At 66.9% G+C, this 18,731-nt stretch carries 19 protein-coding genes and 1 tRNA gene; 14 read left to right on the plus strand and 6 right to left on the minus strand.

What is annotated here, in order from left to right:
* Positions 1-534 (minus strand): flagellar motor protein MotB, encoded by a 534-nt coding sequence (locus tag IAG41_RS19060; RefSeq protein ID WP_187730259.1) that lies wholly within the window; start codon positions 532-534, stop codon positions 1-3.
* The gene (locus tag IAG41_RS19065) at positions 531-1,202 is read right to left on the minus strand and encodes a motility protein A (RefSeq protein WP_187730260.1); all 672 of its coding nucleotides are present in this window, start codon (positions 1,200-1,202) and stop codon (positions 531-533) included. The genes IAG41_RS19060 and IAG41_RS19065 overlap by 4 nt, the downstream gene beginning before the upstream one ends.
* Positions 1,203-1,413: 211 nt before the next feature.
* Between IAG41_RS19065 and flgB the strand changes: the two genes are divergently transcribed.
* The 13 genes from flgB to IAG41_RS19130 all read left to right on the plus strand — a co-directional run bounded on the left by flgB (position 1,414) and on the right by IAG41_RS19130 (position 12,115).
* Positions 1,414-1,767, plus strand: a complete 354-nt coding sequence (flgB, locus tag IAG41_RS19070; RefSeq protein ID WP_187730261.1) for a flagellar basal body rod protein FlgB — start codon at positions 1,414-1,416, stop codon at positions 1,765-1,767.
* Between the two features lie 2 nt (positions 1,768-1,769).
* Entirely contained in the window at positions 1,770-2,180 is a 411-nt protein-coding gene (gene flgC, locus IAG41_RS19075) for a flagellar basal body rod protein FlgC (RefSeq protein WP_187730262.1), read from the plus strand.
* Between the two features lie 2 nt (positions 2,181-2,182).
* Positions 2,183-2,875 (plus strand): flagellar hook assembly protein FlgD, encoded by a 693-nt coding sequence (locus IAG41_RS19080; RefSeq protein WP_222950776.1) that lies wholly within the window; start codon positions 2,183-2,185, stop codon positions 2,873-2,875.
* Positions 2,876-2,901: 26 nt separating this feature from the next.
* The gene (locus IAG41_RS19085; RefSeq protein ID WP_187730263.1) at positions 2,902-4,206 is read left to right on the plus strand and encodes a flagellar hook protein FlgE; all 1,305 of its coding nucleotides are present in this window, start codon (positions 2,902-2,904) and stop codon (positions 4,204-4,206) included.
* Between the two features lie 26 nt (positions 4,207-4,232).
* Positions 4,233-4,976 carry a flagellar basal-body rod protein FlgF gene (gene flgF, locus IAG41_RS19090; RefSeq protein WP_187730264.1) on the plus strand — a complete coding sequence of 248 codons (744 nt, stop codon included), beginning with the start codon at positions 4,233-4,235 and terminating at the stop codon, positions 4,974-4,976.
* A gap of 13 nt (positions 4,977-4,989) precedes the next feature.
* Entirely contained in the window at positions 4,990-5,778 is a 789-nt protein-coding gene (flgG, locus tag IAG41_RS19095) for a flagellar basal-body rod protein FlgG (protein ID WP_187730265.1), read from the plus strand.
* Positions 5,759-6,472 (plus strand): flagellar basal body L-ring protein FlgH, encoded by a 714-nt coding sequence (locus IAG41_RS19100; RefSeq protein WP_187730266.1) that lies wholly within the window; start codon positions 5,759-5,761, stop codon positions 6,470-6,472. Before flgG ends, IAG41_RS19100 begins: the two co-directional genes overlap by 20 nt.
* 14 nt (positions 6,473-6,486) lie before the next feature.
* Positions 6,487-7,581 carry a flagellar basal body P-ring protein FlgI gene (locus IAG41_RS19105; protein WP_262408771.1) on the plus strand — a complete coding sequence of 365 codons (1,095 nt, stop codon included), beginning with the start codon at positions 6,487-6,489 and terminating at the stop codon, positions 7,579-7,581.
* Positions 7,578-7,934, plus strand: coding sequence for a rod-binding protein (locus IAG41_RS23515; RefSeq protein ID WP_316251188.1), 357 nt, complete (start codon positions 7,578-7,580; stop codon positions 7,932-7,934). Before IAG41_RS19105 ends, IAG41_RS23515 begins: the two co-directional genes overlap by 4 nt.
* On the plus strand, positions 7,931-9,271 hold the full coding sequence (gene flgK / locus IAG41_RS19115) for a flagellar hook-associated protein FlgK (protein ID WP_187730268.1): 1,341 nt from the start codon (positions 7,931-7,933) through the stop codon (positions 9,269-9,271). The genes IAG41_RS23515 and flgK overlap by 4 nt, the downstream gene beginning before the upstream one ends.
* Before the next feature lie 4 nt (positions 9,272-9,275).
* On the plus strand, positions 9,276-10,178 hold the full coding sequence (flgL, locus tag IAG41_RS19120) for a flagellar hook-associated protein FlgL (RefSeq protein WP_222950777.1): 903 nt from the start codon (positions 9,276-9,278) through the stop codon (positions 10,176-10,178).
* A gap of 110 nt (positions 10,179-10,288) precedes the next feature.
* Positions 10,289-11,152 (plus strand): flagellar motor stator protein MotA, encoded by an 864-nt coding sequence (gene motA / locus IAG41_RS19125; protein WP_187730269.1) that lies wholly within the window; start codon positions 10,289-10,291, stop codon positions 11,150-11,152.
* 3 nt (positions 11,153-11,155) lie between these two features.
* A complete protein-coding gene (locus IAG41_RS19130) occupies positions 11,156-12,115 on the plus strand; it encodes a flagellar motor protein MotB (RefSeq protein WP_187730270.1) in 960 nt (319 codons plus the stop codon).
* 31 nt (positions 12,116-12,146) lie between these two features.
* On the opposite strand, the gene IAG41_RS19135 is transcribed toward IAG41_RS19130, so the two are convergent.
* From IAG41_RS19135 to IAG41_RS19145, 3 genes are all read right to left on the minus strand, one after another.
* The gene (locus IAG41_RS19135) at positions 12,147-15,152 is read right to left on the minus strand and encodes a TonB-dependent receptor (RefSeq protein WP_187730271.1); all 3,006 of its coding nucleotides are present in this window, start codon (positions 15,150-15,152) and stop codon (positions 12,147-12,149) included.
* A 146-nt stretch (positions 15,153-15,298) separates the two neighbouring features.
* On the minus strand, positions 15,299-16,225 hold the full coding sequence (locus IAG41_RS19140; RefSeq protein WP_187730272.1) for a purple acid phosphatase family protein: 927 nt from the start codon (positions 16,223-16,225) through the stop codon (positions 15,299-15,301).
* Between the two features lie 162 nt (positions 16,226-16,387).
* Positions 16,388-16,474 (minus strand) — tRNA-Leu (locus tag IAG41_RS19145).
* Positions 16,475-16,604: 130 nt separating this feature from the next.
* Here IAG41_RS19145 and IAG41_RS19150 point away from each other — a divergent pair.
* Positions 16,605-17,963, plus strand: a complete 1,359-nt coding sequence (locus IAG41_RS19150; RefSeq protein ID WP_262408772.1) for an MATE family efflux transporter — start codon at positions 16,605-16,607, stop codon at positions 17,961-17,963.
* On the opposite strand, the gene IAG41_RS19155 is transcribed toward IAG41_RS19150, so the two are convergent.
* Positions 17,935-18,663, minus strand: coding sequence for a zinc-ribbon domain-containing protein (locus IAG41_RS19155; RefSeq protein ID WP_187730273.1), 729 nt, complete (start codon positions 18,661-18,663; stop codon positions 17,935-17,937). The genes IAG41_RS19150 and IAG41_RS19155 overlap by 29 nt on opposite strands.
* Positions 18,664-18,731: the final 68 nt, after the last annotated feature.

Below are 18,731 nucleotides of genomic sequence, written 5' to 3' on the forward strand. Positions count from 1 at the left end.
TTATTGCGGTCGGGCGGCAATGGCCGGTTGCCGGGCGGCAGGGTCTTGCCGCCCCCCGTCATAGCCGAGGGTGAGGACGGTACGGCGCTGGCCGCGTCCGGTGGAAAGAAGGATCCGCTCCGGCGATATCGCCCCCGAACGGACGAGCCGCGCGGCGACGGCACGAGCACGGTCGGCGGCAAGGATGGGCCCGCTTCCGGTGAGCGGATCGACATCGCCGGGGGTGCCGTCGACTTCGCCGGTGACATGCAGCCGCGTGCGCGGATCACGCGCGGCGGCCCGTGCCCAGTCGAGCGCCGCCGAGGCATCGACGATCTCTGCCGATCCCGCCGCGAAGCCGCTCACGGCCGCGATGTCCACAGGCATCGCGACCACTGTCTCGGTGACAAAGCCGGCACGGATCTGCGCGGCGAGTGCGCGTGGATCGGTCTCGCTCGCCTTGAGGAAGACGAAGAAGCCGACGAGCAGCAGCGACAGATCGGCCAGCGTGATCAGCCAGACCGGGCGCTCGGGGCTATCGTCGTCGAAGGTCATGCCGCGATCTCGTGCAGGTCACGCCGCGCCGCCGGCTCGATTGCGCCCAATGCGGCAAGCGGCGCGGCCAGGCGTGCGCGTTCCAGCGCTTCGTGGCGTGCGCGCCGCTTGAGCCGCGTGGCGATCGGCAATGCGACCAGATTGGCGAGCAACGCGCCGTAGAGCGTGGTGAGCAAAGCCACCGCCATCGCGCCGCCGATCGCGGACGTGTCGCGCATCGAGGAGAACATCTGGACCAGCCCGATCAGCGTGCCGACCATGCCCATGGCCGGTGCGATCTCGGCCGCCCCGGACCAAACCTCACAGGCCGCGCGGTGCCGCTCCAGCCGGGCGCTTCGGTGTTGCTCGGCCAGCAATTCGATCGTCTCCGGCGTCGCACCATCGACCGCGGCGGCTACCGCGGCGGCAACATCCGGGTCGGAAATCACCGAACGATCGAGCGCGATCACGCCGTGGCGCCGGGCGATGCGGGTAAGTGCACCGATCTGGTCGAGCAAGGGTTCGGCCCGGAAGGCGCGGCGCGGCAGCACGCTGAGCGCCGCGAAGCCGCGCACCAGGTCGCGCACCGGAGTGCGCAGCACCACGACAAGCGCGGTGCCCCCGCCGACAATGGCGAACGCAAGCGGATCGATGAAAGGCGCAAGGCCGGGAAAGCTGGCAAAGTCCATGCGCTCGTGTGTGCAAGGGCCGGGCCAATTTCGGTTCGGGGGGCACGCGACAAGCCGATTGCCGGTGTGCGGCAGCCGCTTGCCGCCGACCGGCAAAACCTTGCCGCCTTTCCCCGCTTTCCCAGAGATTCCGACACTTTCGCGGCTCCCCGGGCAAATTGGCACGCCCATTGCAGAGTTTGCGCACGAACTTTTGTGCGGGAGACTGCCCATGTCCAACGACAGCCTTTTCGGCGTTCACGGCGCAGCGCTCCAGCTGCGTTCGCAGCGCATGGGCCAGCTCGCGTCGAACATCGCGAACTCGTCGACCCCGGGCTACAAGGCCAAGGACATCGACTTCAATGCGGCGCTCGCGTCGATCGACGCACAGGGCGGATCGGTCGACAATGCGATCGACAGCAACACGCTCTACCGCGTGCCGCTGCAGCCGAGCCAGGACGGCAACACCGTCGAGCTCGCCACCGAACAGACCGCCTTCGCCGAAAACGCCGTCGCCTATCAGACCACGCTGTCGTTCCTGAACGGCCGCATCGGTCAGATCACGCGCGCACTCAGGGGAGAATGAGCATGGGTGACCGGCCGCTTTCGATCTTCCAGGTCTCGGGCCGTGCGATGTCCGCGCAGCTCGTGCGGATGAACACCACGGCGTCGAACCTCGCCAATGCCGGCACGGTCGCATCGAGCGCCGACGCCGCCTACCGCACGATCAAGCCGGTGTTCCGCACCGCGTTCGACGAAGCGAGCGGCATGTCGACGGTCGATGTCGAGCAGGTCGTCACCGCCGGATCGGAGCCCACCAAGCGCTACGATCCCGGCAATCCGATGGCCGACAAGGAAGGCAATGTCTGGGAGAGCGCGGTCGATGAGACCCGCGAGCTCGTCGACATGCTCGAGACCGCACGGTCGTACCAAAACAATGTCGAAGTGATGCAGACTGCCAAGCAGCTGATCACCGACACCCTCAAGCTGGGCCGCTGATCATGTCCGATTTCGATAGCACACTCGCCAATCTCGGCATCAACCGCACGGGTTCGGCCGCACAGCAGGCCGCGGCGTCTTCCAATCTCGGCAAGACCAACATGGACCAGAACGACTTCCTGCAGCTGATGACCGCGCAGCTGAAGAACCAGGATCCGTTCGCGCCCGTCGACAACACCCAGATGGTCGCCCAGATGGCGCAGTTCTCGAGCCTCGCCGGCATCAACGACATGAACACCACGCTGAAGGCGATCTCGGACCGGCTCAACGGCACCTCGACCGGCGACGCGATGTCGTGGATCGGCCGCACCGTGCTGACCCCGGGCGAGACTGCCTATCCACGCACCGACGGGTCGCTCGGCGGCACGATCGAGCTCGGCGCCGACGCGACCGACGTCAACGTGTCGATCTCGGACGCCAATGGCCGCCTGCTCAAGACCGTGTCGCTCGGGCCGCAGAGCAAGGGCGCGATCGATTTCGAATGGGACGGCACCACCGATAGCGCCGATCCCGCCGGTTCGGGTCCGTTCACGATCAAGGCCGCGGCGCGCAACGCCGATGGCGGCTCGGTCAGCGCCACGCCTCTGGTGTGGTCGCCGGTCACCTCCGTCACGCTCGGCAGCGACGGCTCGCCGATCCTCACTTTGCCCGGCCTCGGCCAGGTCCCCGTTTCCGCCGTCCGCAAGATCGGCTGACCCCACTCAAAACCGGAGTATCTTGAATGTCCTTCTACACTTCCCTGAGCGGGCTGCAGGCTGCCCAGACCGACATGTCGACGATCTCGCACAACCTCGCGAACGTCTCGACCAACGGCTTCAAGCGCTCGACGACCATGTTCGCCGACGTGATCGCGTCGACCAAGGATTCGAACCCCAACCAGATGGTCGGTTCGGGCACGGTCGTGCGCTCGATCCGCCAGCAATTCAGCCAGGGCGGCTATACCCAGTCGAGCTCGGCACTCGATCTCGCGATTACCGGCGACGGCTTCTTCGCGGTGCGCTCGGATGCCGGCAGCGGCAGCATCAATTTCACCCGCAACGGCAACTTCACGGTGGATCCGGACCGCTTCGTGACCGACCAGCAGGGCAACAAGCTGCTCGTCTATCCGGTCGACGGCTCGGGCGCGGTGGTCGCGACCGGCATCGATTCGGCGATCCCGCTGCGCCTGCCCCAGACCAGCGGCACGCCCCAGGCGACCGAGAATGTCAGCTTGGCGCTCAATCTCTCGGCCAATTCGGCGATCCCCAAGGATGCCGCGCGGTTTGATGACACGCCCTATGCCTTTGATCGCTTCGATCCGGGCACCTACAACCAGTCCTCGCAGACGACGATCTATGATGCCGGCGGCAATGCGCTGACGCTCACCAACTATTATGTGCGCGACAGCGCGCCCAGTACGGGCAACGCGACCAGCAGCTGGAAGGTCTATTCGTTCGTCGGCGACCAGCAGCTCGATTCCGATGCGACGACCGCCGGCACCCAGCCGATCACGCTCGATTTCGATGCGACCGGCCACATGACCGCGCCGACCGGCGCGACCACCTTCGGCGGCTTCCTGGCGCCCGGCGCCTCCGCCGACCAGGTGATCACGCTCGATTTCGGAACGCAGACGAGCCAGACCAGCCAGCCCTTCAGCGTCAACAACAAGACGCAGGACGGCGCAGCGGTGGGCCAGTTTGAAGGCATCACGATCGGCGACGACGGCACCGTCAACGCCAGCTTCTCGAACGGCGATCTCCAGCCGCTCGGCAAGGTGATCCTCGCCAACTTCACCAATCCCTCAGGGCTCCGCCAGCTCGGCAACTCGACCTGGGCGGCGACAGGCCTTTCGGGCGAGGCGCGCCTCGGCGAGCCCAACTCGAACGGCTTCGGCTCGCTGATGTCGGGCGCGGTCGAGCGCTCGAACGTCGACATTACCGAGGAACTGGTCGGGCTGATCGCGGCGCAGCGCAACTTCCAGGCAAACGCCAAGGCGCTCGATACCGCGAGCCAGATCTCGCAGACCATCTTCAACATCCGCAGCTGACGCAGAAGGGCTGAGGAGAAACCACCATGGACAAGCTCGTCTACACCGCGCTCTCGGGGCTTCGCAGCCAGATGTCGGCGCAATCGACGATCGCGAACAATATCGCGAACGCATCGACGACGGGCTACCGCGCCGAGCGCGTCAATTTCGATCGCCTCATCCTGCAGGGCACCGGCTTCGAAAGCCGCGAGCTCGCGTCGGAAGAGGTCAACGATTTCGATCGCCGCGCCGGCACGCTCGTCCAGACCGGGCGCCCGCTCGACATGGCGGTGGCCGGCGACAGCTGGATGGCGGTGCAGGCCAAGGACGGCACCGAAGCCTATACGAGGCGCGGCGACTTGAACGTCGCAGCCTCGGGCGTGCTGGAAACCGGCGACGGTTTCCCGGTGATGGGGTCGGGGGGCCCCATCACCGTGCCCCCCTATCAATCGATCGCGATCGCCGGCGACGGCACCGTCACGATCGTCCCTCCCGGCGGCGATGCCAGCCAGCCCCAGGTGATCGACAAGATCAAGCTGGCGAGCACCGACGGCACCCAGACCTCCAAGGGCCTCGACAACCTGCTCCACGTGCGGGGCGGCGGCGTGCTGCCCGAGGATCTGGACGCCAAGGTCCAGGCCGGCGCGCTCGAGCAGTCGAACGTCAATCTTACCCAGTCGCTGGTCGACATGATCGAGAACCAGCGCAGCTACGAAGTGCAGGCGAACCTGCTCAAGGAAGCCAAGACCATGGACGAGAGCGCCGCATCTTTGATGCGGATGCCCGCATAAGGGAGTTTAGACGATGGGTTCATCGGCAATGCACATCGCGCGGACTGGGCTCGACGCCCAGGACATGCGCATGCGGGTTATCTCGAACAATCTCGCCAACGTGAACACGACCGCGTTCAAGCGCGATCGCGCCTCGTTCCAGACGCTCGCCTACCAGGTCGTGACCGCGCCCGGCGCCGCCTCGACCGCGGAGACGAAATACGCGACCGGCCTCAATCTCGGTACCGGCGTGCGCGTCCAGGGGACGAGCCGGATCGAGACCGAAGGTTCGCTCCAGACCACCGGCGCTGCGCTCGATCTCGCGCTCGACGGCGATGGCTATTTCCAGGTGCAGATGCCCGGCGGCACGCTCGGCTATACCCGCGCCGGCAATTTCTCGCGCTCGCCCGAAGGCCAGATGATCACCAGCGACGGCTATCAGGTGATGCCCGGCATCACCGTTCCCGACGGCGCGACCAACATCACGATCGGCACCGACGGCACCGTCTCCGCCACCGTGCCGGGCCAGAGCGAGGCGACCCAGATCGGCCAGATCCAGATCGCCAGCTTCCCCAATTCGGCCGGCCTCCAGGCCACCGGCGACAATTATCTGGTCGAGACCTCCGCCAGCGGCACCGCCAATCTGGGGGTGGCCGGCCAGGACGGCCGCGGCAATATCCGCCAGGGCATGCTCGAAGGCTCCAACGTCAATGTCGTCCAGGAGCTGGTCGACATGATCGAGACCCAGCGCGCCTATGAGGTCAATTCCAAGATGATCTCCGCCGCGGATGAGATGGAAAAATATGTCAATCAGAACATCTAAGCGGCTCACGCGGCTCGCCGCCGGTATCGCCGTGCTCGCCTTCGCGGCGAGCGCGACGCCGGCACAGGCGCAGTTTCTCGGCATCATCGGCAAGAAGAAGCCCAAGGAGGATTTCTCCGCCACCATGCCCACCGCGACACCCGTCGCGGCGCCTGTGGCCAATGGCGGCATCTTCCAGGCGAGTGATGGCTATGCCGCGCTCTACGAGGGCCAGCGCGCGCGCCGCGTCGGCGATCCGCTGACGATCGTGCTCGTTGAGAAGACCAGCGCCTCCAAATCGTCGAGCTCGAAGCTCGACAGCGGCGGCGGCTTCTCGATCACCCCGCCCTCGACCGGCAACCTCTCCCTGTTCAAGCCGAGCGACGCCAGCGTCAGCGGCGCGCGCAACTTCCAGGGCCAGGGCGCGGCGGACCAGTCCAACGCGCTGTCGGGCGAGATCAGCGTCACCATTGCCGCGGTCTATCCCAACGGCACGATGCTGGTGCAGGGCCAGAAGCGCGTCACGCTCAATCGCGGCGACGAGTTCATCCAGATCAAGGGCCTGATCCGCGCCGCCGATATCGACGCGAACAACCGCGTGCCGTCCACGCGCGTCGCCGATGCCCGCATCGCCTATACCGGCAAGGGCGATGTCGCCCGCGCCAGCCGCCAGGGCTGGCTCAGCCGCTTCTTCCAGATGCTCAGCCCCTTCTGATGCGGAGTTTCCCAATGATCCGTCTCGCGATCGCCTTCCTCGCCTGCCTGCTCGCGGTCCATCCGGCCGCGGCGCAGCGTGTCAAGGATCTGGGCGGCTTCCAGGGCATCCGTACCAACCAGCTCACCGGCTATGGCGTGGTGGTCGGCCTGCCGGGCACCGGCGACGACAATCTCGAATATACCGTCCAGTCGATGAAGAGCGTCGCGTCGCGCTTCGGCCTCCAGCTGCCCCAGGGCGTCGCGCCGGGCCTGAAGAATGCGGCGGTGGTGATGATCACCGCCGATCTGCCGCCCTTCGCCAAGCCGGGCCAGAAGCTCGACATCACCGTATCGTCGATGGGCAAGGCCAAGAGCTTGCGCGGCGGCACATTGATCATGACTCCGCTCCAGGGCGCCGACGGCCAGATCTATGCGATGGCGCAGGGCAATCTCGCGGTCGGCGGTCTCGGCGCGGAAGGCGCCGACGGCTCGAAGATCGTCGTCAACATCCCCTCGACCGGTCGCATCCCCGAGGGCGCTACGGTCGAGCGCACCGTCGACACCGGCTTCGACAAGTCGCCCTTCCTCACCTTCAACCTCGCTCGCGCCGATTTCACCACCGCCCAGCGCGTGCAGGACGCGATCAACACCCGTTTCGGCGGCGGCCGCGCCCGCGCGCTCGACGGCGTCTCGATCGCAGTGCAGTCGCCTTTGGGCGCCGATGTCCGTGCCGAAATGATGAGCGAGATCGAGAATCTGACGGTCGAGGCCGCCGAGGCGCCCGCCCGCGTCATCGTCAATGCGCGCACCGGTACGGTGGTGATCAATTCCGCCGTCCGGGTCAGCCCGGCGGCCGTGACTCATGGTAAACTCACCGTTCGTATCGATGAGGCGCAAAATGTCAGCCAGCCTTTGCCGTTTACTGACGGGAAGACCGTGACGGAGCAGCACAGCACCGTCGGCGTCGAAGAGGAGAAGAAGCCGATGTTCCTGCTCCAGCCCGGACCCAAGCTTGCCGATGTGGTGAAGGCAGTGAACGCCATCGGCGCGTCGCCGGCCGATCTCGTCGCCATCCTCGAGGCGCTCAAGGAAGCCGGCGCGCTCAAGGCCGAGCTGATCATCCTGTGAGCACGCCCATCGCCCCGCCTTCGACCGTTGCCGCTACCAGCGGCATCTCGCTCGATACCTCGCGCCTCGCGTCCAAGGAGAATCTCCAGGCCGCGGGGCAGAAGTTCGAATCGATCTTCACCGGCATGATGCTCAAGTCGATGCGCGCCGCGAAGCTCGGCGATGGCCTGTTCGACAGCAAGAGCGAGGAGCAGTTCCGCGACATGCAGGACCAGAAGCTCGCCGAGAACATGGCCGCGCACGCGCCGATCGGCATCGGCAAGGCAATGACCGACTTCCTCGGCAGGGCAGCCGCGGCGCAGGTACCGGCCCAAGCACCTGCAAATCCCGATAGCGAAGGGACCAAGCCGTGAGCGATCTCCTCACGATCGGCGCCACGGGCGTTCGCGCCTATCAGACGGCGCTGACCACCACCTCGGAAAATATCGCGAATGCCGGCACCGTCGGCTATTCGCGGCGCACGACCGTGCTCAACGAGGTCGCGGCGCCCTCGAAATCCACGACCAAGGTGCCGAACGGCCTGGGCGTCGTCGTCGCCGGCGTCACCCGCGCGTCCGACCTCTACCGCTCGGCCGAGGTCCGCACCGCAGGCGCCGATCTCGCGCGCAGCGAGACCGGTGCCGCCTGGCTCGATCGCATCGACGGCGCGCTCTCGGGCAACAAGCTCGGTGACCGGCTGACCGCCTTCTTCACCTCGACCAAGGCGATCGCCGCCGATCCCTCCGCCCTCGCCCCGCGCGCGACGACGCTCGAGGCAGCGCAGAGCGTCGCGACCGCCTTCTCGGCCACCGGCGCCGCGCTCTCGGCCGCCGCGTCGGACCTCGACGCCAGCGCCGATGCCGCCACCACCCAGCTCAACGGGCTCTCGGCGGCGCTCGCCAAGGTCAATTCTGGCCTCGCCCGGGCCCAGGATGGCAGCGCGGCCAACTCCGCCTTGCTCGACCAGCGCGACCAGATCCTCGAATCGATGAGCGCGATCACCGACGTGTCGGTCTCGTTCGACGCGATCGGCCGCGTCACGGTGCGCGGCGGCGGCGAAGGCGGGCCGCTGCTCGTCCAGGGCGTCGAGTCCGCCACCGTTACCTATGTCCGCAACGACGAAGGTGCGGTCTCCTTCGCTGCCCGGCTCGGCAACACCAGCGCAACGCTGTCGCCCAGCGGCGGCGCGTTCGCCGGCTATGCCGATGGCGCGCAGAAGATCGCCGCGGCGCAGGCTACGCTCAACCAGCAGGCGACTGCCTTCGCCCAGGGCGTCAACGCGGTCCAGGCCGCCGGCGTCGATCTGAACGGCCAGCCCGGCGCGCCGATCTTCGAGATCGGCGATCCCGCCTCGAAGCTGACGATGGTGCTGAACGATCCGCGCGGCATCGCCGCCGCCGCTCCGGGCGCCGGCGCGCGCGACAACAGCAATCTCGCCGGCTTCGATACGCTGCGCAGCACCGGCAATGTCGAAGGCGCGATCACCAACATGGCCGCGTCGAACGGCGCGGCGCTCGCCGCCAAGCGCAACATCGCCGAGGCGCAGGGCGCGATCCGCGACACCGCGGTCGCCGCGCGCGATTCGGTGAGTGGGGTCAATATCGACGAGGAGGCGGTCGATCTGATGCGCTTCCAGCAAGCCTATCAGGCGTCGAGCCGCGTGATCCAGGTCGCGCGCGAGACGCTCCAGTCCATCCTCGATATCCGGTGACGCCATGGCCATCCGCATAGCCACCAGCCAGATGTTCGATCGCCCGATGTCGCTGATGTCGCAACTCTCGGCGCAGGCAGACAAGGCGCAGAACCAGATCGCGACGACGAAGAAGATCAGTGGCGCAGCCGACAGCCCGACTGCCTGGCTGCGACTCCAGGGACTCGCCCGTGCGGGCGCCGACGACGGCGCCTACAGTGCCAATATCAAGCTCGCCCAAGGCGTGCTCGCGCAGAGCGACGGCACGCTAGAGAGCGTCGAATCGCAGCTCCAGCGCGTCAAGGAACTCACCCTGGAGGCCGGTAACGACACGCTGACCGGCGCCAATCGGGCCGCGATCGCCGAAGAGCTCGATTCCATTCGGGAGTCGCTGTTCGGACTTGCCAATACCAAGGACGTGCGCGGCCAGCCGCTGTTCGGCAGCTCGACCGGCGACACCGCCTATGTGAAGGCCGACGACGGTACGATCAGCTTCGTCGGCACCGGCGATCCGGCCAAGATTCCGATCGGCGAAGGCGACAGCATCCAGCCTTCGATCAGCGGGGCACAGGCCTTCGCGGCGGGTAGCAGCGACGTGTTCGCAGTGCTTGCCGATCTTTCCGCCGCGCTCAAGGCCGGCGGCGACATCAGCCAGGCATATTCCGATGCCCTGACCGGCGTCGATGCGTCGCTGGACAGCGTCGCGGCGGCCCGCGCCTCGGTCGGCGCGCGCGCGGCGCGGCTCGATCTTTCGGCCGACCATCTCGTCGATGCGGGCGAGGCGCGCGAAGGCGAGCGCTCGAGCCTGGAAGACACCGATATCCCGACCGCGATCACCCAGCTCCAGAAGACGCTGACGGTGCTCCAGGCGACCCAGGCGAGCTTCACCAAGCTCTCCAGCATGTCGCTGTTCGACTATCTGAAGTAACCAATCCTCCGTTAACCATCTTAACGCGCTAAACCCGCGCAAGAAACCGGGGAAGCGGCCGTTAACCGAGACAGAGTGGCCGATCGCGGCGACGGGGGAACGCAGAGCGCATGTATCCGCTGATTGGTCTTGTCGTGCTTTTGACGATGGTGTTCGGGGGGTTCACCATCACAGGTGGTGCCCTGGGCCCGGTGATGGAAGCCATCCCGCACGAGATGCTCATCATCGGCGGCGCCGCGCTCGGCGCGCTCATCATCGGCAATTCGATGAAGGAGCTGAAGGCGCTCGGCGGCGGCTTCATGAAGGTCTTCAAGGGCCCGAAATACAAGAAGCAGGACTATCTCGACGTCATCTTCCTCGTCTCGAAGCTGATGAAGATGCTGCGCACCGAGGGGCCCATCGCACTCGAGCCGCATGTCGAGGATCCCAAATCCTCCGCGATCTTCTCCGAATATCCGCGCCTGCTCGCCGATCACACGCTGATCAACCTGATCGCCGATACGCTGCGCCTCGTCGTGGTGTCGTCGGGCACGCTCGACGTGCATGCGGTCGAAGAGGTGATGGACAGCACCATCAAGACCCACCACCACGAGGTCCAGGGTCCGCAGACGACGCTCCAGTCGCTGGGTGACGCGCTGCCCGCGCTCGGCATCGTTGCGGCGGTGCTCGGCGTGGTGAAGACGATGGGCTCAATCGACAAACCGCCCGCTATCCTGGGTGCGATGATCGGCTCGGCGCTGGTCGGCACCTTCATGGGCGTGCTGCTCGCTTATGGCATCGTCGGTCCGCTCGCCAGCCGGCTCCAGCAGGTGATCGACGCCGACGGCGCGATCTATCACACCGTCAAGCAGATCATCATCGCATCACTCCACGGCCATCCGCAGCCGCTGGTGATCGAGGCCGCGCGCTCGGGCATCGCCCATTCCAACCAGCCGGGCTTCGCGGAAGTCTTTGACGGTCTCCGCGGGCGTTAAGCCATGGCGCGCGCACCCCACGGATCGAACCAGCCGCCGAAGATCATCGTCAAGAAGATCTATATCGAGGCGCATGGCGGCCATCACGGCGGCGCGTGGAAGGTCGCCTATGCCGATTTCGTGACGGCGATGATGGCATTCTTCCTGCTGATGTGGCTGCTCGGCGCCACCAACGAGAAGCAGCGCAAGGCGCTGGCCGATTATTTCGCGCCCACGCTGGTGCAGTTCAAGCAGAACAGCGCCGGCTCGAACGGGCTGCTCGGCGGTGACGCGATCAATTCGCAGGAGAATTATCCGAACCGGTCCGGACAGACCGGCACCCGGTCAATGACCATCCCGGTGGGCGGCGTCGGCGGCAAGGATGTCGGCACCGGTGACAAGGGCACGCTCAAGGATCAGCGTGCGCTGACGCAGCAGGATCAGAAGAATTTCAGCGAGACGACCAAGCGCATCCAGGCGCGGATGCGCTCGACCCCCGCGCTCGCCAAGCTCGCCAACCATATCCGCTTCGTCCCCACGCGCGACGGGATGCGGATCGATCTGCTCGACGATGCGAACTATTCGATGTTCGACTTAGGCACGACCGCGCTCGTCCCCGATGCCAGCAGCCTGATCGGCACGATCGCCGAATCGATCCAGGGGCTCGAGAACCCGATCATGATCCGCGGCCATACCGACAGCCTCGGCTATGGCGACCCGCGCAACATGAACAACTGGATGCTCTCCAGCGGCCGCGCCGAAGCCACGCGCAGGCGACTGCTCTCGGGCGGCGTGCCCGAGACCCGCTTCGAGCGGATCGAGGGCGTCGCGGACCGCGAGCCTTTGATCCAGGACACCCCCACCGATCCGCGCAACCGCCGCGTCGCGATCACCCTGCTCTACCGCCGGATCATCGACCAGGATGGCGACGGCAAGCTCAAGGGCGGCAAATTCTCGAGCCGCCTGGAACCTGGCGCGCGCTAGTGGCGATCCTCCATGCCGGCGAGAATTGTGCCTAGAAGAACAGCTTGCGGACGCTGATCCGGACGACACGCCCCAGCGGGTCCATCAAATTGGGCGCATAGGCGGCGGGCGTCGCGCCATTCTCGTCGGTCACGCGCTGCTTGGCGTTGAACAGATTGTCGACGTTGAACGCGATCCGCGTTCCGCGCAGCCAGGGGTGCTTGAGCAGAAGATCCACGTCCTGCCCGAGATTGGCCTCGGCCTGCAGGTTGAACTTGGTCAGGCTGGCAAAGGTCAGCCCGTCACCGCTGCCAAGCGTTCCGGTCGACGCCTGCGTGGCGCTCTGCCAGCTGCCGTCGAGCCGGAACGAGAGCGCGTCACGCTTGATCCCGGCCTGGACCTGGATCTGGTGCGCCGGGGATCCGCGACCCGAGAGCTCGCCGCTCAACTGATCCAGCGTCGGTAGGCCGGGGCGGATCACGACATCGTCCTTGAACACCCAGGTATGATAGGCGTTGAAGAATAGACGGTTGCCGCCGCCACCGCCTCGGCCGCCAAAGCCACCGCGGCCTCCGCCACCACCCCCGCCGCCGCGGAAGCCGCCGCCGCCAGCTCCCGCACCGGCGCCGCCCTGCCCATCGCCGCGCGGCTGCTGTCCATTCTGGCCCTGCTGACCCTGGGCCTGGTTCTGCCCCTGCCCCTGCCCCTGGCCCTGGCCCTGGCCCTGGCCCTGGCCCTGGTCCTGACCTTGCCCCTGCCTTCGATTGGCGCCCTGGCCGCCCTGGGCTGGACTTCCGAACAGGCTCCCTTGCTGCCCCAGCCGGCGAAACTGCTCGAGCTGGGCAGTGAATTCGGGCGGCATCGGCTGTCCGGTGCGCTGCGATTCGGCGCGCGCCTTCTGGAACGCCTCGCGGCGCTCGCGCATCCGCGTGGCCTGGGGCGACGCGATCGGCAGCGACAGGTTGAAGCCCCAGCGGAACTGCTCGCGATCGCGGCGAGCGAAGTTCACCGGGCGATAGTCGACGCTGAGCAGCTGGCCATCGGCGTCGCGCACGAACCGGTCGGGGAATGCCGCCTCGATCGCCGCGGTCACGCCGGGAAAGGCCTGGGCCGTGTTGCGATAGCGCTGGTTGGTATAGTTGGCGACGATCCCGAAATTGGTGTCGGCGAAGGGCCTGATGTTGAGCCCGACATTGAAAACGTGCCGGCTGTCGGCGCTGAGCAGCGGGTTGCCGCCGGTGATCGTGGTGATGTCGACGCTCTCGCCGCGCACATTGTCGAAGACGCGGACATTGGGCGTGGTGATCGTGGGGTTGCCGAGCTGCTGGGGGCTCGGCGCGTTGCTGTCCTCGACCCAGTTCACCCGCGCCTGGACCTGGGTGATCGGCGACCAGTTGAAGCCATAGCCGGTCGTGACCAGCCGCCCGAAGTCCGAAAGCTGCTCGACCTCGAAATTGGCGTTGAGGGTCAGGTCGCCGATCGCATCGAGCACGGCATTGCGCCGGCTGGCGACGGGCAGGTTGATATTGCCGCGCACGGCGGCGGTGTCGCGCGAGATGTCCGAATTGCTCGTCAGACCCCGGCGGAAGGACTCGCTCGAAAGGTCGTTGGTGTTGCCGCGGATGCGAATGCTCGCATTCACCTTGCCGGCGGGGACCGAGAAGAGCGGGCCGTTGGTCAGGAACTCGACATTCCCGGTGTTGGTGGTCGTGCGCGCATAATCGGCGGCAGCTACGGTGACCAGGCTCGCCGGGATCGCCGCGAAGGGATTGAAGCTCGGATCGCCCGCGTCGAGCAGCGCCTGCATCGCGACCGGATTGACGTTGGTGTCGGTGGTGGTCTCGCTGGTCGCGCGATTGTAGGAGCCCTGGAACGACCAGTTCCAATCCTTCGACCAGGGCGCCTGGTCGCCGTTCACCGAAACTTCGCCCTGCACGGTCTGGCTATCGGCCGAGCGCTCCAGAGGCGACAGATTGTCGAGATAGCGCAGCAGCTGCACGTCGCGCGAGAAGGGCGAATAGGGATTGCCCGTGGGCAGCTCGAGCGTGACGCCCGGCAGGCCGAGCAGTGAATCGCTCTCGGTCACGTTGAGCTGCACATTGGCCGTGGCGGAGACGTGCGGCGAAATGGTGTGGTTATAGACACCCTTCAACGTCAGATTCTTCTGCGGGCTCACCAGGGTGCGATAGGGGGTGAGGTTGCTGACATTGGGATCGTTGGCATTTGCGGCAAAGGCGCCAAGGCCCTGCGCGCCGCCCGCCGCCGCATCGGGCACCCCCGCGACCGTCACCGTCGAACCGGCGAGCGCGCTCAGTGCCGGATCGATCTCGCCGCCCGGTACGCCGGTGATCGGATCGAGCCCGATGATGTTGCCGCGCGTATCGAACAGCGACGTGCCCGCGCGGGTGACGCCGCGCTCGCTCTCGAGGATGCTCGAGCTATGGTCGTAGTTGAGGTTGAACTCGAAGCGCCCGTCGCGATTGATCTTGAGCAGGTCCAACTCGCCTTGCTGGCCGGAATTGCCGCCCTGGGTCGGCGCGCGGCCCTCCAGCCTGGCGGTGAGCGCCTGGAAGCGGCGGCGCAGCACGAAGTTGATCACCTTCTGCGAGGCGCTGTAGCCATATTGGAGCGCAACCTCCTCGGGGAGGATGTCGATGCGCTCGATCGCCTCCGGCGGCAGCGAATTCACCTCGTTATAGGTCGAGCGCCGCCCGCTGAGCAGGATCACCGGCTGTTCGCCGCCGCGCCCCTGGCCGCTGCCGAGCTGCGCCGACAGCGCGTTGATCAGGTCGCCGACACTCGACGCGCCATAGGACTGGATGTCGGCCGGGCTGAGCTGGACTTCGGGCTTGATATCGGTCTTGACCGCGCCGCGCAGCTCGCCGGTGACGACGATGTCCTCCGATTGCTCGTCGATCGGCGCGTCCTGCGCGGGCGCGGAAGTGGGGGCGGGAGTCGGGGCCGGAGCCTGCGCCTGGCCTTTCTGCGCCTGCGCGAAAGCCGCTATCGGCGACACGCCCGCCAGCAATCCCGCTACCGCGCATCCGAGTTTCCGCATCGCCCACTCCGAACCGGGGCCGAAATGACCCGCAACAAAGCAGCCGCCTAAACACGGTTTGTCGCACAATTATACCAAGCTTCCGGCAAAATGCCGGAAACAGGGCGCAATCCTAGGGAATCACCTTCCCGGAGGGGACTATCGCATCATGCCGCGTCAATCTGGACGACATGGAGTTCGCTGCCGTCGGCGTCGCTATAGCCGATGCGGATCGCCGAGCGATTGAGCGCGCAGGCGACGAAGCCGGGCTTCAGCGCGCAGAAATCGCCGCCATTGTCGCTGCACGGATCGTCGTTCTGCGAGCCGGCGCCTGCGCAGATATAGTCGGTCCCGCCGCTCTTCACATGCTGCAAATTATGGTTGTGGCCGTGCAGGTAGAGCGGCACCCGGTGCCGCTGCAGGATCGGGTCGACCCGGTCGATCACGTCGACCTTGGCGGCCTTCTCCGCGGCCGTGTAGCGCACCACCGGGTGGTGGCCGATCACGATCTTCCACTGCGCCCGCGACGCCGCCAGGCTCCGGTCGAGCCAGCGGAGCTGCCCTTCCAGATCCTGGCCGCCCGCATTGGTCTTGCGGTCGTGATAGCCCGAGATCATCGGCGTGGTGTCGATCACGAAGAACTCCACCGTCGCCCCGTCGGGCGCCTGCTTGCGGAACGCATACCAGCGGCCCGGCATGTTCCAGCGGTTCTTCCTCGCGCCATAGTCGATCTGCGCCTGCTCGTTGCCGCGATAGTCGTGATTGCCGAGCGCGGCATACCAGGGCACCTGGAGCGAGCGGGCATGATAGATGTCCTCGAATGATCCCCGCCAGTGCGGATCGTCGATGCCAGTCACGCCGTTCTCGTAGAAATTGTCGCCGACGGTCAGCACATATTCGGCGCCGATCGCCATTGCCGTGTCCGCCATCCGGTCGGCGACGAGGCGCTGGTTGCCGCGCCCGAAGCGTCCCCAGTCGCCCAGCACGAGGAAGGTCATCGACGGGCCGCCGATCCGCGCCCAGCCCGGCGACAGCGGCACCAGCGAGGCGGCAAGCCCGCCCAGCACGTGACGACGGGTGAGAGTCAGGATCATAGCTTGCGCCCATCGGATGCGGAAGAGGGCGGCCTAGGCGATCAAGACGACAGCTATATTTCACGCGCAGGCGAACACTGGCGCCGCGAAGCTTCTGGATATCTGGGGAAACCGGGGTCCCGATCACGAGACCCCGAAATTACCTGTCCCTCAGGGGACTAGTGGTGCGGCCGAGAAGACTCGAACTTCCACGGGCTTTCGCCCACAACGACCTCAACGTTGCGCGTCTACCAGTTCCGCCACGGCCGCACGTGAAACCCCGCCGGAGGACCCCGACGGCTGGTAAGGCAGCGGCCCCTAGCAAAGCGATCCGGTGCTGGCAACCCGCGTGGACATGCTTTCCCGATTGCGCAGATACGCCTAAGCGCGTGGGCCCTTCATGTTCCGCTCCCCCGCTTTGACCGCCGAGACGCGCCGCATCCTCGCCCTTGCCTGGCCGGTGATGCTCACCAGCCTCAACTGGACGATCCTGCACGTCACCGACGTGGTGGTCGTCGGCCTCACCGGCACGCACGAAGTCGCAGCGCTGGGCGCGAGCCGCACGCTGACCTTTCCCGGCATCGTCATGGGGCTCGGCGCGCTCACCGGTATCCTCGTCCATGTCTCGCGTGCCGACGGCGCCGGCGATCTGCGCGGCACCGGCCGGGTGTTCCACGAAGGGCTGCTGCTTGCGCTCGTCCTCGGCCTGGTCAGTGCTGCGATACTCTTCGCCTTTCCCGAGCCGATGCTGCTCGGCCTGGGCGTCACGCCCGAGCTGACCCCTGCCACCGCCGATATCGTCCGCGTGATGGCGCTCGCTTATCCCTTCCAGCTCATCATCATCGCGGCGAGCTTCTTCCTCGAGGGCGTCAGCCGTCCGCGCCGGGTGACCGTGGTCAATCTGTCGACCCTGCCGCTCAACGCGGTGCTCGCCTGGGCGCTTTCGGGCGGGCATCTGGGCATGCCCGCGCTCGGCGCTGTCGGCGCAGCGGCGGCGACCGCGATCGCCTCGGCGCTGGGCGCGCTGGGCATGCTCGCCGCCGCCTGGACGCTGCCGCGCGCCAAGTCGCGCGGCGTGCACGAGATGGCAAAGCTGTTCTCCGCCCAGACGGTACGCGGCGCGGTCGAGCTGGCGAAATTCGGCGCGGTCCCCGCCATCGCGTCGGGGCTCGAGCTCGCCGGCTTCGCGATCCTGATCGCGCTGTCGACCCAGCTCGGCGAGACGACGGCGCATGCCTTCCAGATCGTCTTCTCGGTCCACAACGTCACCTTCGGGGTCGCGCTCGGGCTAGGATCGGCGGCGGGGGTCCGCGCTGGCAATGCCGTGGGCGAAGGCGTGCCCGAGGCGGCGGCGTGGCGCACGACCATCGCCGCCGTGCTGGCGGCGGTCTCCACCGGGTTGCTCGCGCTGCTGCTGATCGCCGCGCCCGCGCCTTTGGTCGATCTCTTCCCCGCCACGCCCGCGGTCCATGCCATGGCGATCGCGATGCTGCCGGTCTGGGCGCCGTTCATCCTGTTCGACGGGGTGCAGGTGGTGTTCGTCTATGCGCTGCGTTCGCTCGGCGACCAGGTCGCGGCCGGCGTCAACGGCATCATCGCCTTCTTCGTCATCACCGGCGGCGTCGGGCTATGGCTGGTGCATGCGGGGATCGGCCCCAATGCGCTAGTCTTTGCCTCGGGCCTCGGCATGGTCGTGGCGGCATTGCTCAACGGCGGCCGCCTGGCGTGGATCAGCCGCCGATTTCGTTCGCGAAGCTGAGTTGCACCACCTTGGCGCTGGCCGGCACGTCGACCTTGGCGCCGTTGAACTCGATCGCGCCCTTGGCCCCCAGCGAGCGGACCTGCGGCGTGATCCGCCAGCTATAGACCAGCCGGTCATGCGCGTCGGTCAGCTCGACGCGGATATCGGGCACCGATTGCTTGCTGCCGGTGGGGTTCACCACCTTGCCCGAGACCATGAACAGCTCGCTGCCATTGGGCATGGTCCGCCGTTCGACCGCCTTGTCGGTGAACAGCAGCGGCGTCTCGACCTCGCCGCCGATGCCGAGCCCAAGCTGCGCGGCGATCCCCGGCGCGCCCGAATAGAGGATCGCGGCGGTGCCGAGCAGCATCGACACGCCCGCGATGATCGCCGCGGCGGTCCAGCGCCGCGCGGGATTGCGGCGCGGCTTGAACGGCGGCTCCGGCGCGAACGGATCATAACCAATGTCGGCGGGCGCCGAGACTGCGGCATCCTCATAGACGCGCGGCGGCGCCGCCTCGGCCGGCGGGCGCGCCTCGCGCTTGGGCGCGGGCGTCGGCGGGCCGTCGCTCTTCGTGGCGCGGGTGGCGAGATCGAGGATCTCGGGCGCCTGGAACCAGCTATGCTTGCAGCTGGCGCACCGCACCGTACGCCCCTCGCCGATCGCGCTATCGGGGACAAGGTACCGGGTACGGCACTGGCTACATTCCAGGATCATTGGTTGTTCTCGCTGAGCGGCAACCCCATTGGCCACTGGTGGTGATTCTAGACGCATCGAATCGGGGC

Origin of the sequence: Sphingomonas sp. JC676, assembly GCF_014489075.1 — a bacterium.
Taxonomy (GTDB): domain Bacteria; phylum Pseudomonadota; class Alphaproteobacteria; order Sphingomonadales; family Sphingomonadaceae; genus Sphingomonas.